14 protein-coding genes are annotated in these 14,339 nt (G+C 68.6%); 6 read left to right on the top strand and 8 right to left on the bottom strand.

Features of this window, described 5'->3' with window-relative positions; all coding sequences use genetic code 11:
- Window positions 1–79 precede the first annotated feature (79 nt).
- Window positions 80–1,096 carry a zinc-dependent alcohol dehydrogenase gene (locus tag QNO14_RS10135; protein WP_257505161.1) on the bottom strand — a complete coding sequence of 339 codons (1,017 nt, stop codon included), beginning with the start codon at window positions 1,094–1,096 and terminating at the stop codon, window positions 80–82.
- A 94-nt stretch (window positions 1,097–1,190) separates the two neighbouring features.
- Here QNO14_RS10135 and QNO14_RS10130 point away from each other — a divergent pair, with 94 nt between their 5' ends.
- From QNO14_RS10130 to QNO14_RS10110, 5 genes are all read left to right on the top strand, one after another.
- Window positions 1,191–1,802, top strand: coding sequence for a TetR/AcrR family transcriptional regulator (locus QNO14_RS10130; protein ID WP_257505160.1), 612 nt, complete (start codon window positions 1,191–1,193; stop codon window positions 1,800–1,802).
- Between the two features lie 43 nt (window positions 1,803–1,845).
- Window positions 1,846–2,238 carry an ester cyclase gene (locus tag QNO14_RS10125; RefSeq protein ID WP_257505159.1) on the top strand — a complete coding sequence of 131 codons (393 nt, stop codon included), beginning with the start codon at window positions 1,846–1,848 and terminating at the stop codon, window positions 2,236–2,238.
- Window positions 2,239–2,306: 68 nt separating this feature from the next.
- Complete coding sequence (locus tag QNO14_RS10120; protein ID WP_257505321.1) at window positions 2,307–3,266, top strand: aldo/keto reductase; 960 nt, start codon at window positions 2,307–2,309, stop codon at window positions 3,264–3,266.
- 47 nt (window positions 3,267–3,313) lie between these two features.
- Window positions 3,314–4,318 carry a LacI family DNA-binding transcriptional regulator gene (locus QNO14_RS10115; RefSeq protein ID WP_257505158.1) on the top strand — a complete coding sequence of 335 codons (1,005 nt, stop codon included), beginning with the start codon at window positions 3,314–3,316 and terminating at the stop codon, window positions 4,316–4,318.
- 103 nt (window positions 4,319–4,421) lie between these two features.
- Window positions 4,422–5,387 carry an aldo/keto reductase gene (locus QNO14_RS10110; protein WP_257505157.1) on the top strand — a complete coding sequence of 322 codons (966 nt, stop codon included), beginning with the start codon at window positions 4,422–4,424 and terminating at the stop codon, window positions 5,385–5,387.
- Between the two features lie 38 nt (window positions 5,388–5,425).
- Here QNO14_RS10110 and QNO14_RS10105 read toward each other — a convergent pair whose 3' ends face one another.
- Window positions 5,426–6,412 carry a hypothetical protein gene (locus QNO14_RS10105; RefSeq protein ID WP_257505156.1) on the bottom strand — a complete coding sequence of 329 codons (987 nt, stop codon included), beginning with the start codon at window positions 6,410–6,412 and terminating at the stop codon, window positions 5,426–5,428.
- Between the two features lie 162 nt (window positions 6,413–6,574).
- Window positions 6,575–7,501, bottom strand: coding sequence for a CPBP family intramembrane glutamic endopeptidase (locus tag QNO14_RS10100; protein WP_257505155.1), 927 nt, complete (start codon window positions 7,499–7,501; stop codon window positions 6,575–6,577).
- Between the two features lie 332 nt (window positions 7,502–7,833).
- Between QNO14_RS10100 and QNO14_RS10095 the strand changes: the two genes are divergently transcribed.
- Window positions 7,834–9,981 carry a CE1 family esterase gene (locus tag QNO14_RS10095; RefSeq protein WP_257505154.1) on the top strand — a complete coding sequence of 716 codons (2,148 nt, stop codon included), beginning with the start codon at window positions 7,834–7,836 and terminating at the stop codon, window positions 9,979–9,981.
- Between the two features lie 103 nt (window positions 9,982–10,084).
- Here QNO14_RS10095 and QNO14_RS10090 read toward each other — a convergent pair whose 3' ends face one another.
- The 5 genes from QNO14_RS10090 to QNO14_RS10070 all read right to left on the bottom strand — a co-directional run bounded on the left by QNO14_RS10090 (window position 10,085) and on the right by QNO14_RS10070 (window position 14,299).
- Window positions 10,085–10,474, bottom strand: coding sequence for a GNAT family N-acetyltransferase (locus QNO14_RS10090; RefSeq protein ID WP_257505152.1), 390 nt, complete (start codon window positions 10,472–10,474; stop codon window positions 10,085–10,087).
- Window positions 10,475–10,523: 49 nt separating this feature from the next.
- Entirely contained in the window at window positions 10,524–11,396 is an 873-nt protein-coding gene (locus tag QNO14_RS10085) for an ABC transporter permease subunit (protein WP_257505151.1), read from the bottom strand.
- Window positions 11,393–12,307 carry an ABC transporter ATP-binding protein gene (locus QNO14_RS10080; protein ID WP_257495618.1) on the bottom strand — a complete coding sequence of 305 codons (915 nt, stop codon included), beginning with the start codon at window positions 12,305–12,307 and terminating at the stop codon, window positions 11,393–11,395. Before QNO14_RS10080 ends, QNO14_RS10085 begins: the two co-directional genes overlap by 4 nt.
- 94 nt (window positions 12,308–12,401) lie before the next feature.
- Window positions 12,402–13,628: a glutaminase gene (locus tag QNO14_RS10075; protein ID WP_257505150.1), complete on the bottom strand. Its 1,227-nt coding sequence runs from the start codon at window positions 13,626–13,628 to the stop codon at window positions 12,402–12,404.
- A complete protein-coding gene (locus QNO14_RS10070; protein ID WP_257505149.1) occupies window positions 13,628–14,299 on the bottom strand; it encodes an NAD(P)H-binding protein in 672 nt (223 codons plus the stop codon). Before QNO14_RS10070 ends, QNO14_RS10075 begins: the two co-directional genes overlap by 1 nt.
- Window positions 14,300–14,339 lie beyond the last annotated feature (40 nt).

The raw sequence follows: 14,339 nt of genomic DNA, 5'->3' as shown, positions 1-14,339 counted from the left end.
TCGGATCGCCGCAGCCCTCCGTTCAGAGCCGAGTGCACCCCCGCATCCGCTGCGCGAACCGGGGGTGCACTCCCTGATGTCAGTCGAAGACGACGGTCACCTTGTCCGCCGCACCCGGCGTCGCGGCGAGTTCCAGCGCCTCGAGCGTCTGGTCGAAGGGGAAGCGGTGGCTGATGATCTTGGCGTACTTCTCCCAGTTCTCGACGATGTCGTCGGTCACCTCGAAGATCTCGGTCGGGTAGCCCATCGCCCACACGATGTTCAGCTCGGTCTGCAGGATGCCGCCGAAGTCCAGCTCCACCGGCTTCTTGTGCACCGCGACGACGCCGAGCGTCGCGCCGTGCTTGGCGATGCTCGTGACGGTCTGGGGCACGACGGCGACGCCCGCGGCATCCAGGTAGATGTCGGTGGCCGGGCGCACACCGCGCACCCACGGCGTCGCGCCGTCGCCCTGCAGTTCGACCAGACGCGTGCCGACGTCTTCCTTCGACGAGTCGATGACGGCATCCGCACCGATCTCCAGCGCCTTCGCGAGGCGCGAGGGGATCACGTCGACGACCACGATGTGGCTGGCGCCCTTGCGTCGGTAGCCGAGCAGCGCGCCAAGGCCGATGGGTCCGGCGCCGAAGATGACGACCTTGTCGCCCTCCTTCACACCGGTGCGGTTCACGGCGTGCAGGGCCACGGCCATCGGCTCGTTGAGCGCGGCGACCTCCCACGGGACGTGGTTGGGAATGACCTTGAGCTGCACGCCCGCAGCGGCATCGCGCACGACGACGTAGGGGGTGAACCCGCCCTGAGCGCCTCCGGAGCCGAGCAGCCCGTCCGTGAAGCGCATCGTGTCGATGACGACATGGTCGCCGACGGCGAAGCCCTCGACCTCGGCGCCGACCTCGACGACCTCGGCGGCAGGCTCGTGCCCGAGGGGAGTGGCGCCCTGGCGGGGCGGGATACCGCCATAGCTCGCGTACATCGCATCGGAGCCGCAGATGCCGCACGCTCGCATGCGCAGCAGCACATCGCGCGGGCCGACCTCCGGCTTGTCGATCTCGACCCATTCGATCTGGTTCACACCGGTGATCTGGACGGACTTCATGACAGGCCTCCTGCGGCTTCGGGTGGGGGCCGGCAGCTTCTGCGCGGCCACCACCAGGATATCCGAACAGTGTTCGGAAATGTAGAGTGACCGCATGGACGAAGGCAGCCGAAAGAGCGCGCGGAGCCCGGGCCGGCCGCGGCATGCGAGCCGGGAAGAGGTCCGCGCCGTCGCCCTCGCGCTGTTCGAAGAGAAGGGGTACGCCGCGACGTCCCTGGCGGAGATCGCTCGGCGGGTCGGCGTCAGCCGCACCACGCTGTTCTCGTACTTCCCCGCCAAGCGTGACCTCATGTGGGACGAGTTCGACACCCGTGCTGAGCGGATGCGGCAGAGCCTCGCGGCATCCGCCGATCTGCCGCCCATGGAGGTGGTCGTCGCCGCGATCCTCGCGCTCGTGCACTACAGCACCGCCGACCGCGCGTCGTTCACCGTCCGCTGGCGGATCGTGGATGCCGATGACGAACTGCGCGCGGCGGTGGCCCTGCGCACGGCGGAGCTGAGTCGGGAGATCCTCGACGAGGTGCACCGGCGCGCTCCGAACCTCGACCGGGAGCGCACGGGGGATGTGGTCCACGCGCTCATGGCGATCGGTGAGCGCGCCACCTCCGACTGGGCCGCCGCGACCGACGCGGACGAGGGGCTCGATGCGTTCACGGCGAGGCGGCTGCATCCGTTCGTGGAGGCGTTGCGTCCGCTGCTCGGGTGACGCGCCGCCCGCTGCGCGGCAGCAGCGGCTCGATAATGGGCCTATGGAGCCGTGGGAGTTGCGCGAGTGGTACGCGGACTACCTCGATGCCTGCAACCGTCACGACCTGGACGCGATCCGGTCGTTCCTCGACCCGGCGGTGCGGCGGGCGCACCTTCCCGGGGGAGCGGATGCGTGGATCGATGATTTCGCGGACCTCTTCCACGCGTTCCCGGATTGGCGCTGGCGCCGCATCCAGCTCGTGGTCGAAGACGACCGGATTGCAGCCCACGTGCGTGGCAGCGGCACTCATCAGGGCGTCTTTCGAGACATCGCGCCGACGCGTCGTCACGTCAACGTGGCGGAGTTCGCCATCTACCGCGTGGCGAACGGCCGCATCGTCGAGTCCACCGGCAGCGGCGACGCCGAGATACTCGGCCAGCTGCGCGGAGAGTGACCGGCGTGCTTTAATACCTGAAACGTTTTATCTAAAACGTTTCAGGTCTCAAGAAGTGAGTCGTGCGAATGAGTCCCGAGGACCAGCTCCTCCCGCGCGTGAGCCTCGGACGCACCGGCATCCAGGTGTCGCCGCTGTGCATCGGCACGGCAGCGTGGGGAGTGTCCTCTCCGGTGCACGGACTGACGGTGCCGGAGGAAGACGCCATCGCCACCGTGCATGCCGCGCTGCAGTCACCGATCAACTTTCTCGACACCTCCAACAACTACGGTGACGGCGAGAGCGAGCGGCGCATCGGCGCGGCCCTTGCGCAGGCGAACGTGCCGGCCCATTTCGTCGTGCAGACGAAGCTCGACCGTGACCCCGACACCGGCGCGTTCACCGCGGATCGGATGCGGCGGTCGCTCGACGAAAGCCTGGAGCGGCTCGGGCTCGACTCCGTTCCGCTGCTCTACCTGCACGATCCGGAGCACATCACGTTCGCCGAGGCGATGGCGCTGGGAGGGCCCGTGGACACTCTCGCCGCGCTGCGGGACGAGGGCTATGCCGCCCACATCGGCATCGCCGGTGGCCCGGCGCAGCTGCTGCGGCGATTCGTCGAGACGGACGTCTTCGACGCGCTGATCACGCACAATCGATTCACTCTCGTGGACCGCACGGCGGACGAGCTGCTCAGCATCGCATCCGAGGCGGGGCTCGGGGTGATCAACGGCGCTGTCTACGGAGGCGGCATCCTCAGCTCCTGGCCGCGTGTGTCCGACTGGTATCACTACCGCAGCGCGCCCGACGAGGTGCTTCAGGCGATCGACACCATCGGCGCCGCGTGTGCCCGTCACGACGTGCCGCTTATCGCCGCCGCGCTGCAGTTCTCGGCACGCGACCCGCGGATCCACTCCACGATCTGCGGCATGGTCTCCCCAGCGCAGGTGGAGCAGACCGTCGCCCTGCTCGACGTTCCCATCCCCGACGATCTGTGGGATGAGATCGACCGGCTCACTCCCAGCCGAAGCACCTGGATCAATGATTGACGCGCGCATACGGCTCATGGAGAGCCTCGAGCGGGTGGGTGGCCGCAATGCCTGACGTCGGCATCCGCGATGTGGCTGCGCGGGCCGGGCTTTCGGTCGCCACCGTGTCCAACGCGTTGAACAGGCCGGAGCTGGTCTCGCAGCGCGCCGCGCGGCGCGTGCAGCAGGCGATCGACGAACTCGGCTACGTGCCGAACGTCGCCGCGCGGCAGCTGCGCGCCGGTCGCAGCGACGTCATCGGCATGGCCGTCATCAACATCACCAACCCGTTCTTCTCCGAGTCCGTGCTCGGAGCGGAAGAGGTGACCGAGCAGGCCGGCTACTCCATCATCGTCGGCAACAGCTTCGACTCGCGGGATCGTGAGTCCCGGTACCTGGAACTGTTCGACAGGCAGCGTCTCGATGGGGTGCTGCTGGCCCCCGTCAGCGATGACCTGTCCGAGCTGGAGCGCTTCGACAAGCGGGGCGTTCCGATCGTGCTGGTCGACCGCGTCGATCCCACCGGCGTGCGCCTGTCCGTGTCGCTCGACGACGTCATGGGCGGCGCGATGGCCGCCGATCACCTTCTGGCCGGCGGCGCGCGCCACGTGATGTTCGTGGGCGGCCCCTTCCATGTGGCGCAGATGCGCGATCGCCACGACGGCGTGAGTCGTGCCGTCACCCGCGCCGGCGCGCGCTTCAGCCTGATCGAGACCAGCACGCTCAGTGTGCGGCTCGGTCGCGAGATCGGCGACCGGATCGCCGCCATGCCCGCGGGCGAGCGTCCGGACGGCGTCTTCGGCGGCAACGATGAGGTGGCCCTCGGCATCATGCAGAGCCTCATCCATCACGGCATCTCGGTGCCGGATGACGTCGCGATCGTCGGCTATGACGACATCGACTTCTCGGCTGCCGCCATCGTGCCGCTCACCTCGATCAGCCAGCCCAGCCTCGAGATGGGCCGCAGTGCCGCGCGGCTCCTGCTGTCGGCGCTGGCAGACCCGGCTCAGGAGCTCGCATCCGTCAGGTACGAACCCACTTTGATTCAGCGGCGCTCCACCCGCGTGCCCTGAGCATCGCGTCACTGCGGTCGGAGTGCCCCCGGTCACACGCCCGAAGCAAGGAAAGACCCGCGCCGTCGGCGTGGGACATCGTCCATACAGAGGAGAGAAACGCATGAAGTACACCCGACTCGGACGCGCCGGCGCGCAGGTCAGCCGCATCGCGCTGGGCACGATGAACATGGGCCCCGTGATCGGTGAAGAGGAGTCGTTCGCCATCCTCGACGCCGCACGCGAGAGCGGCGTGAACTTCATCGACACCGCGGATGTGTACGGTGGACCGCCCTGGGGGTCGGAGCCGGGCCAGACGGAGGCGCTCGTCGGGCGCTGGATCTCGGCGCGCGGAGTGCGCGACGAGATAGTCCTGGCGACGAAGGTCTACGAAGCGATGGGGGCCGGCCCTAACGATCGCGGGCTCTCATCGCTGCACATCCGCAGAGCGGTGGAGGCATCCCTGCAGCGCCTGCAGACCGACCGGATCGACCTCTACCAGATGCACCACATCGACCGGCGCGTGCCGGTGGACGAAGTGCTCGACGCGTTCACCCGTCTTCGGGACCAGGGGAAGATCCTGTACCTCGGCTCCTCCAACTTCGCCGGCTGGAACATCGCGCAGTACCAGGAGGTCGCGGCCGCCACCCGCCGGGCACCGCTGGTGACGGAGCAGTCGGTGTACAGCCTCGCCAACCGCATGGTCGAACTGGAAGTCGCGCCCGCGGCTGCGGCGTACGGCATGGGCCTGCTGCCGTGGTCGCCGCTGGCCGGAGGTCAGCTGGCCGGCGTCCTTCGCAAAGCGGACACCTCGCGCAGCGACGCTTCACGGCTGGGCGGCCGCCGCGAGCGCGTCGAGCGCTATGAGCGCTTCGCCGACGAGCGGGGAGTCGATCCCGCCGTGCTCGGGATCGCGTGGCTCCTGCACCAGCCCGTCGTCACCGCCCCCATCGTCGGGCCGCGGCGCATGCAGCACCTCACGAGCGCGCTGGCTGCACTCGACGTGCAGCTGGATGCCGCCGACTTGGCTGCCTTGGACGAGATCTGGCCCGGCCCCGGCGGGCAGGCGCCGGAGGCGTATGCCTGGTAGCGCATCAGGATCGCGGCGGGCGTCGGTCAGCGAAGGAGTCAGATGAACGGCCGCACGTCGACGATCGAGGTGAGGCTGACCCCGCCGGTGCCGATGGCATCGGGGATCTGCTGCGCCAGCTCCGCGATAAGGCCGACCCTGGCCTGAACCACGTGCAGGTCGCCTTCCACGGCGTCCGGGTGTGAGAAGGCGACGGCGGCGCGCGCGGCGAGCCGTTCCATCTCGCTCCGGACCTCGGCGGTGCGGTGGCCCGCTCGGGCGGCCCGGCCCACTGAATATGCCCAGTCCAGTTGACGGAAGCCCCACGCGGACGGTTCGGCATCCGCCTCGGGGAGCACCGTCGTGCCCTGCCGCAGCAGGGCGAGTCCGGTGTCGACGACGCCCGCCTCGTGCGGCCATGCCCGACCGAGGTGCTCGTACAGGAAGTGCAGGTGGAAGCTGCACCCGAGGTTCCCGAAGAGCCCCGGGTCCTCGTCCAGCCGGCCCATGCGTCCACCGAGCCAGAGTCCCGTGTTCGGGTCGGCGTGGTCGTCCAGCCAGCCCAGGTAGCGCTCCCGCCAGGCGCGCCGCGTGGCGTCCTCGCCGTCGTCGGTGACGATCCCGATCGCGAGCAGCCCGGCGGCTTCGTGGGAGGTGGGCCACGGCTGGTCCCAGTCCAGCCCGGTCAGGAACGGTGCCGCCGCATCAGCGCGCAGGAGGGGGCGCAGCGCCGCCGGCGCCTCCGGCCTGCGGCCCAGAGCCGCCAGTGTCGTCAGGGCCGTCGCCGCCCGGTGCATCCGACCGTGCGTCGGGTCGGCGTACCAGCCGTCGGCCGTCCGGAAGGACTGCACGGCGCTTGCTGCGCTCTCGGCCTCGGCCCCCGTGGGGCGGTCGCCGAGCGCGATGAGGATGCCGATGGCTGCTGCCGTGCCGTACAGGTCGGCAACCTCTCCGTCGCGACTGCGCGAATAGCCCGCCCCTCTCCGGCTGGCGGCGACCCGATCACGTGCACGCGTGAGGAATGCTTCGAAATCGGGTCGTGCCACGGTGCGGTCGCTTTCTCAGACTGTTCTTGTACCGCATCAGCATGGCACGGGAAGGGGAGGAAGCCCTGTCGCGCGCGCCCGGCGCGGGTGTTCGCTCCCGTCCCCGACGGTTGGGGCGTTGACACCGGGTGCCGGGACGGCACCCGGTGGTCAGCCCGGTTGCTAGCCCGCCCGCACCGCCTCGACGCGAGCCTCGGCATCCGCCGGCGTCCGCGCCGCCCCCGCACCCCGCGTCCGCACCCACACCACAATGACAGCGATGACGATGACCACGGCGGGCAGCATCGTGATCGGGGAGCCCACCCCCGCAGAGCGCTCGTACGCATCGGCGAAATCGACGCGGAACGCAGCGTCGAACAGCAAGTTCAGGGTGTTGAATCCGGCGTGCAGCACGACGGCGATCTCAATGCCGCCGGTGCGCCAGGTGATGAGCGCAACCCCCACGGCGAAGACGAGGTACCAGGCGTTGAGCCACATGTCGGTCGAGAGGTGAGCGATGGCGAACAGCACACTGGAGACGACGATGGCGACGACGAGCCCTGCCCGCGCCCCGCGCGCCCATCCGCCGGCGACGCGGAAGATCAGACCGCGGAACCCGTACTCCTCACCCGCGGCCTGCAGCGGGGTGAGCAGCAGCGTGGCCAGCAGGAACCAGAGTATGTCCGTGTGGCTCCAGGTGGTCTCGGGTAGCGGCGCCCAGTACAGCGCGACGGTGATGACGGTCCAGGCGGGCACGATGACGACCAGCGCCCGCCCGAAGATGTCGAAGCGGAAGCGCGAGAACACAGAGTGCAGCGAGGCACCCTTCACGCCGTAGAACCACCGCTGAATGAGCATGCTCCATGGGGTCAGCAGCGCGACGGCGAACATACCCGCGGCGTGCAGCAGGGGCGTGTACACCACACCGTCGTCCGGGCTGACCGGGCCCTGCACCATGGCGGCGATGACGGGGAAGAGGATGCTGAAGAGGAACATCCCGCCCATCAGCAGCACGATCGCGAGGATGCCGCGACCGATGCGCCGCTGGTCGCCGGCGAGTACGCGGTGGTATTCGACCCCGGGGGCGAGGGTGGTCGTGCGCTGGCTCATGAGTGGCTCTTTCGTCGGGATGGGCGTGTGGGATATACCCGACACCCTGTTCTCACCACCGAGTCAAGCGACGGAGATCCCATGGGTGGGCCGAGCTGCCACTGCCCCCCCCGACCTGCCCTACCGGCGTCATAGTGGCACCAGCATTCACGGCATCCACCCGTGCTGGCTCGCTGGGTGGGACGATGCATTGCGCCCATCCGGCGACACGATCCAAGGTCGAGCTGTCCGTGCTCAATGACGAGAACAGGCATACGTCGTGATCGGTTGCCCCAGCGCTCACCGACACCGTGATCGCGTGCTCTCGCAGGATCAGCGAAGGGTGACCGCACATGAGAAGACAATCGTTCCGAAAGCAAGCCGTGGGGCTCGCGGCCGGGGTCGTGGCAGTGGCGATGGCATTCGCCGGGCCGGTGCCTGCGATCGCCGACGACGCCGGGTCTGCGGATGCGCTCGATCCGCAGCAGTACACCGGTCCACGGCCGCCGGTGATCGACACGATGCGCGGCAACGTGCTCCCGGTCACCGGTTACTACGTCGAGGACGTCACTGTCGGCGATAAGACGCGCACGAGCAAGGTGTACATCCCCGAAGACATGTATCTGCGCGGCTACTTCACAGTCGTGAGCGTTCCGGATGGTTGGGATACCGAGGAGTTCCTCACAGACAGCGGCTGGATCGACATCGCCGACGAACGGAACGAGGGGCTTTTCATCCTCGAGGCTGACCAGGAGTCCGGAGACTGGGGCACGGTGGTCGAGGAGTCGGCGTACATCACCGCGGCGCTGCGTGTGATGGAGGCACGCAGCTTCTATTCGACGCACGGCGTGCACTACATCGCCGGTTACGGTTCGGGCGGCGCGGCGCTGCAGGACTACGTCGCCAACAACCCGCTGTTCGTGGCGAGCGCAGCCTTCATCGGCACCGAAGACCTGGACGACATCGAAGCGATCGGCCAGAAGGTCTACGCGCCGCAGCCGAAATTCTCTGAAGCCCACGCGGATCCGCGATTCGTGTCGGTACCGTACAACGAGGTGCCGGTTCCGGTCTGGTTCGTGAACGAGGATGCCGACGATGTCGCCGAGTCGGTGGCGTATTGGAAGTACGCGAACGACGTCATCGACGAAGCCGTCGACGGCGCGTACGGCCAGACATTCCACCAGAAAGCCGACTCCGACCGCCTCCCGACGGCGTACAGCGAGCGCGTGTCGCAGGTCGCGGTGCGCGAAGATGACCTCGCGGTCGACGATCGAGAGCTCACGCAGCAGATCTCGGAGTTTCTGACCTTCTACACGCGCTACGACAACACGTCGGTCTTCGGCAACGTGCTCGGCGTTCGCCCCGATTACGAAGAGATCGGCGTCGACGTCAAGAACCTGATCGTCACCGAAGACGATGGGCAGGTGTGGAAGCGCCAGTACCTCGTCTACGAGAACGATCAGGCGGCTGAGGCCGGCGGCGGCGCGCCGGTCGTCTACGTGTTCGCGGGCTCGACCCAGCCGTGCACGCTGTTCTTCGATGTCACGCGATGGTGGGAGATCGCCGATGCGTACGGCTTCACGGTCGTCGTGCCCTGCTCCCAATACCAGTCATCGCTCACGGTCGGCTGGAACCAGAACAACACCGCTCTGGAACGCCAGGCAGACGACTACGAGTACATCAAGGAACTGACGGCTGTCATCGATGAGGACTACAACACCGACCCGGGCCGCCGCTTTGCGATCGGCCACTCGAACGGCTCGATGTTCGACCACGGCATGGCGTACCGGATGCCGGAGTACTTCACAGCCATCGCAGGTAACGGTGGCACCTCGAACCCGACTCCGGATGCCGGGAACTCGATCGTGCCGATGTTCCTGAACATGGGCGAGAACGATCTGTGGAACCCCTACCTGTCGGCCCCCGGGAGTGTGCGCGACGTCGTGTCGTACTGGGTCGACCGCAACCACGTCGGGCACGTGGATGCGCCGGACTCGACGCAGACCGGCGTCGGGCAGCTCGAGCGCACGACGCTGCAGCGGTGGGAGAACGCCCAGGGCATCCCGCTCTACATGTATGGCTTCACGGCAGGGCGTGATCACAACGTGTCGGTGGACACGATGTGGGACGTATGGGAGCAGTGGTTCTCGAAGTGGAGCAAGGACGACACCGGCAGGCTCTACTACGACGGCGAGCAGGTGCAGGGCACGGGCCCCGACGCCCCGCGGGTGACGGTCACGCCGCGCACGCTCGGATCGAAGGCGTATCTGTCGGTTTCCGTGCACAACCCGGCGGACGTGCCGGTGACGGTGACGGTCGAGGCTGTGTTCGGCTCCAAGACCTTCACACAGGTCGCGCCGGGTGCGACGGTGTCGGTGTCGCTCAACACCAGGGCGACGTTGCTGCCTGCCGGCCAGCTCACTGTCGTTTCGACGGGCGAGCGCGACGGTGAAACCTTCACCGAACCGCTGACCGTCGAGTACGGTCCGTACGCAGGCTGAACCGGGATCGATCAGCGGATATGACGGCGCGCCCATCGTGGCTTCGGTGGGCGCGCCGTCATGGCGCTGCTTGCGCGCGCCCCCGATAACGTCGGCGAGGGTTTCAGTCGCCCTTGAGCGCGCGCCCCACCAGACCGATGTCCGCCCGCCGCGGCGTGCGGTAGGCCCCGCCCTCGGCGACGTACTCCCCGCCGTGCTTCGTGAGGTGGCGGGCGAACAGCGGGCACACCGGCACCACGGTGACGCCCTGGCGGATGCTGTCGGCGAGCGCCTCGCGCAGCAGCAGCACGCCGAAGCCACGGCCGCCGTACTCCGGATCGACCTCGGTGTGGAAGAAGATGCGCTCCGCGCGCCCCTCCTGCGCCTCGATGAAGTCCGCCCGTCCGGCGACCCGCCCATCGGGGAACCGCGCCGTGAAGCTGCTGATGCGATCGCCGCTGTCGAGCTGCACCGTCGCGCTTTCGCCCGTGCCGGTCGTCGTCTCCTGAGTCATGTCCTTCTCCTTGTCTGTAGCCATGGTCCGAAAGCCGGGGCCGTGAGGCTCAGGCATCCCGACGCTTGAGCAGCACGGCCGCGGCGGTGAACAGGACCACGGCCCAGCCGACGAGAACGAGCCCGCCCTGCCACGGTTCGGTGAGCCAACCCTCGGATGACGGTGGGAGAAGGTCCACCCAGCTCTGCTCGGTGGGGTAGCTGAAGAGGAGGCTGCCGGCGGTCGACGGCAGCAGCGTCGCGACGTTCTCCACCCAGCCCGACGACGCGAAGCCGAGCACGAGGCTCAGCGCGAGCGGCGCCGCCAGCACCAGGCCGACCGCAACCGCGATGCCCCCGGCGGTGTTGCGCAGGAGGGCCCCGATGCCGAACGCGATGAGACCCACCAGCACGAGGTAGCCCGCACCTCCGAGCAGCGCGAGCCAGTACTGCGGGTCGTTGAGGGCCACATCGAAACCGTTGCCCGCGAACAGCCCCACCGAGATGGGAACCGTGATCGCGAACGCGACCGCGCTCACGACGAAGGTCACGACGGCGAGGACGAGCGCTTTGGCGAGCAGCGCCGGCAGGCGCTTCGGCACGGCGGTGAGGGTGGACCGCATCATGCCGGTGCCGTACTCGCCGGCGATCAGGAGCACGCCCAGCACGCTCACGACGAGCGTGCTGACATCGGTGCTGACCATCACGGCGTACACCGCCATGTCCTGGATGGCGTCTTGGGTGGGAACGACCTCGACGCCCTGGAAGCTGAGCGACGCGGACATCTGCGCTCCGAACCCGACCGTGAGCACCACCAGGATCGCGTAGGCCCACCAGGTGGAGCGGATGCTGCGGAACTTGATCCACTCCGCGCGCACCACACCGGTGAAACGCAGATCATGGCCGACGGGGGAGAGGGCGGGGTGCGTGGCGGTGGTGCTCATCGGGTCGCCTCCATGCTGCGGTATTCGACGTCGTCTCGGGTCAGTTCCATGTAGGCCTCTTCGAGAGACCGCGCCACCGGGGTGAGTCCGTAGACCACGATGCCGGCGGCCGCGGCGATCTCGGCGATGCGCGGGGCGGTGAGCCGGGTCACCGACATCAGGTCGTGCTCCAGGGTCATCACGGTCGCACCCTCCGCTTCGAGCAGGCGCGAGAGCCCGACGACCCGCGGCGTGCGCACCTGCACCGAATCGCCCTCGGTGCCCGCGAGGATCTTGCCCACGGGAGCGTCGGCGACGATGCGGCCCCGGCCGAGGATGATGAGGTGGTCGGCCGTCTGCGCCATCTCGCTCATCAGGTGCGAGGAGAGGAAGACGGTGCGGCCCTCCGCCGCGAGGCTTCGCGCGAGCCGGCGCACCCACACCACGCCCTCGGGGTCGAGCCCGTTCACCGGCTCGTCGAGGATCAGCGTCGCCGGGTCTCCCAGCAGCGCTACGGCGAGCCCGAGCCGCTGGCCCATGCCCAGCGAGAACCCGCCCACGCGCTTGCGCGCGACGGAGTCGAGTCCCGTGAGTGCGATCACCTCGTCCACGCGCTTCGACCCGATGCGATGCGTGGCGGCCACCGCGAGCAGATGGTTGCGGGCGCTGCGCCCGGGGTGGACAGCCTTGGCTTCCAGGAGCGCGCCGACTTGCCGAAGCGGGGCACGGTGCCGGGCGTAGGGCATGCCGTTGACCGTCACCGAACCGGATGACGGGCGGTCCAGGCCCATGATCATGCGCATCGTGGTGGACTTGCCTGCCCCGTTCGGCCCGAGGAACCCGGTCACCACCCCGGAACGCACGGTGAAGTCGATGCTGTCGACGGCGGTCTTCGCGCCGTAACGCTTGGTCAGGGAGTGAGCTTCGATCATTGAGATGCTCCAGGTCTTTGTGTGTCGGACGACGCCGTGAAGGGCAAGGGCCCCGCCGGGTTCACCCAGTGGACACCGTGTCGTCGGAACAGGGTCAAGGGCGGACGCGAGCGCCCATGACCGAGTCCGGATCGGCGATCTCGACGTGGTGCCCGTCCAACCTGAGCCGGTACACGACCTCGCGCAGCATGCGCCGCGCCACGTCGTCGATCGAGGAGACCAGGGTGAGGTCGAACACCACGCGGGTTTCTGAGGGCGCGGAATCCACCACCTCGCGGACGATCCGTTCGGCCCCGGCGAATCGGATGCCGCCCTGCAACTCGAACACGCGCGCCGCGCCGGCCCCGCTGCCACGGGTGCGGTTGGCCCGCACGACCGTGCGTGTGGTGGCGGGAACCTCCATCACGTGCAGCCCCATGTCCGACGAGAACTGTTCGAACAGGGAGATCCCGCGCACGCTGTTGCCATGTGCGTCCAGTCGGGGTGAGAAGGTGGCGATGCCCACCTGGCCTGGCAGCGCGCCGATGAGTCCACCGGCGACGCCGCTCTTGGCGGGGATGCCGACCTGCGTCGCCCAGTCGCCGGCGGTGTCGTACATGCCGCACGTCGCCATGACGCTGAGCACCTGCCGAACCACCCGCTCGCCGACCACCTGATCGCCGGTGACGGGATTCACGCCGTGGTTGGCCAGCGTCGCCGCCATCATCGCCAGATCTCGCGTGGTCACGCGTACCGAGCACTGCCGGATGTATCCGTCCACGACGACGGTCGGATCCTCGGTCAAGACGCCGTGGCTTCGCAGCATGTGCGCGATCGCCAGGTTGCGATGCGCGTTCTCCATCTCCGACGCGCACATCGCCTCGTCGACTCCGAGCGGGCGCCCGGCGAAGGCGGAGAGGCCGTCGATGACGCGTGCGACGCGATCGGCCGCCGTCAGCTGCATCGAGCCGACGAGCGAGTGCACCGTGATCGCGCCGGCGTTGATCATCGGGTTGAGGGGGCGCCCCGTGTCGCGCTCCAGGGAGATCTGATTGAACGCCTCGCCCGACGGCTCGACGCCGACTTTCGCGAGCACGGCCTCGAACCCGGCGTCGTCGAGCGCCATCGCGTAGGCGAACGGCTTGGAGATCGACTGGATCGTGAACTCGGTATCGACATCGCCCGCGCCGTAGAGACGACCGTCGGTCGTGGCGAAGACGGCGGCCAGACGGGTGGGATCCGCCGCGGCGAGCTCGGGGATGTAGTCCGCGAGCTGCCCCGACGCATCGGATGCCACGCGGGCGAGTGCCTCGTCGAGGTAGTCGGGGATGATCGATTTCATCAGAACCCGCCCCCGAAGGCACGCGGCGCGGCCGCCCGAACCGCCTGCGCGATCGGCGTCGCGCCCTGATTGAGCTCGAGGATCTGCCGGGAGATCCGGGTCTCGTGCAGCAGCTCAGCGAGGGTGGCGGCGACGTCTTCGCGGGGGATCTCGTCGTGCGGCTGAGCGGGGCCGAGCGCGACTGTGCCGTTCGCGGGGTCATCGACGAGCATCGACGGCCGCAGGATCAGCCAGTCGAGGTCGCTCATGCTGACGGTGACGTCCACGAGCTTCTTCACCGCGAAGTAGAACTCCTCGTCGGCGCTGAGGTTCTCCCCGCGGCCTGCCTCGGGCAGCACCGATACCAGCGCGAAGCGCGGCACCCCGGCGAGTGACGCGGCGTCCAGTGCCGTGACCACGCCTTCGCCGTCGATCGCGACCGTGACGTCGCGGGCGCCGCCGTTCGAGCCGGCGGTGTAGACGACGGCATCCATTCCCTTGAACAGGGATGCCATCGCCTCGGCTTTCATGGAGGCAAGGTCGCCGACGCGCGCGTCGACGCCGCGCGCGGCGAGATCGGCCCGTTGCTCCTCCCGGCGCACGAGGCCCGAGACCTCGTCGCCGCGGTCACGCAGCTCTCGCGCCAGCAGTCCGCCGACGGCTCCGCTGACTCCGATGATGAAAACCTTCATGCACGTGCTCCCTTGTGTCGCGGACGACGTGGGACCCACT

It is taken from the genome of Microbacterium sp. zg-Y625 (genome assembly GCF_030246925.1).
Lineage (GTDB): Bacteria > Actinomycetota > Actinomycetes > Actinomycetales > Microbacteriaceae > Microbacterium > Microbacterium jiangjiandongii.
This window is presented reverse-complemented; position numbering and strand designations above follow the sequence as displayed.

Bases quoted from the DNA above. Each gene is read 5' to 3' on its own strand.
- QNO14_RS10135 (WP_257505161.1), bottom strand. From the start codon at position 1,096: ATGAAGTCCGTCCAGATCACCGGTGTGAACCAGATCGAATGGGTCGAG.
- QNO14_RS10130 (WP_257505160.1), top strand. From the start codon at position 1,191: ATGGACGAAGGCAGCCGAAAGAGCGCGCGGAGCCCGGGCCGGCCGCGG.
- QNO14_RS10125 (WP_257505159.1), top strand. From the start codon at position 1,846: ATGGAGCCGTGGGAGTTGCGCGAGTGGTACGCGGACTACCTCGATGCC.
- QNO14_RS10120 (WP_257505321.1), top strand. From the start codon at position 2,307: ATGAGTCCCGAGGACCAGCTCCTCCCGCGCGTGAGCCTCGGACGCACC.
- QNO14_RS10115 (WP_257505158.1), top strand. From the start codon at position 3,314: ATGCCTGACGTCGGCATCCGCGATGTGGCTGCGCGGGCCGGGCTTTCG.
- QNO14_RS10110 (WP_257505157.1), top strand. From the start codon at position 4,422: ATGAAGTACACCCGACTCGGACGCGCCGGCGCGCAGGTCAGCCGCATC.
- QNO14_RS10100 (WP_257505155.1), bottom strand. From the start codon at position 7,501: ATGAGCCAGCGCACGACCACCCTCGCCCCCGGGGTCGAATACCACCGC.
- QNO14_RS10095 (WP_257505154.1), top strand. From the start codon at position 7,834: ATGAGAAGACAATCGTTCCGAAAGCAAGCCGTGGGGCTCGCGGCCGGG.
- QNO14_RS10090 (WP_257505152.1), bottom strand. From the start codon at position 10,474: ATGACTCAGGAGACGACGACCGGCACGGGCGAAAGCGCGACGGTGCAG.
- QNO14_RS10085 (WP_257505151.1), bottom strand. From the start codon at position 11,396: ATGAGCACCACCGCCACGCACCCCGCCCTCTCCCCCGTCGGCCATGAT.
- QNO14_RS10080 (WP_257495618.1), bottom strand. From the start codon at position 12,307: ATGATCGAAGCTCACTCCCTGACCAAGCGTTACGGCGCGAAGACCGCC.
- QNO14_RS10075 (WP_257505150.1), bottom strand. From the start codon at position 13,628: ATGAAATCGATCATCCCCGACTACCTCGACGAGGCACTCGCCCGCGTG.
- QNO14_RS10070 (WP_257505149.1), bottom strand. From the start codon at position 14,299: ATGAAGGTTTTCATCATCGGAGTCAGCGGAGCCGTCGGCGGACTGCTG.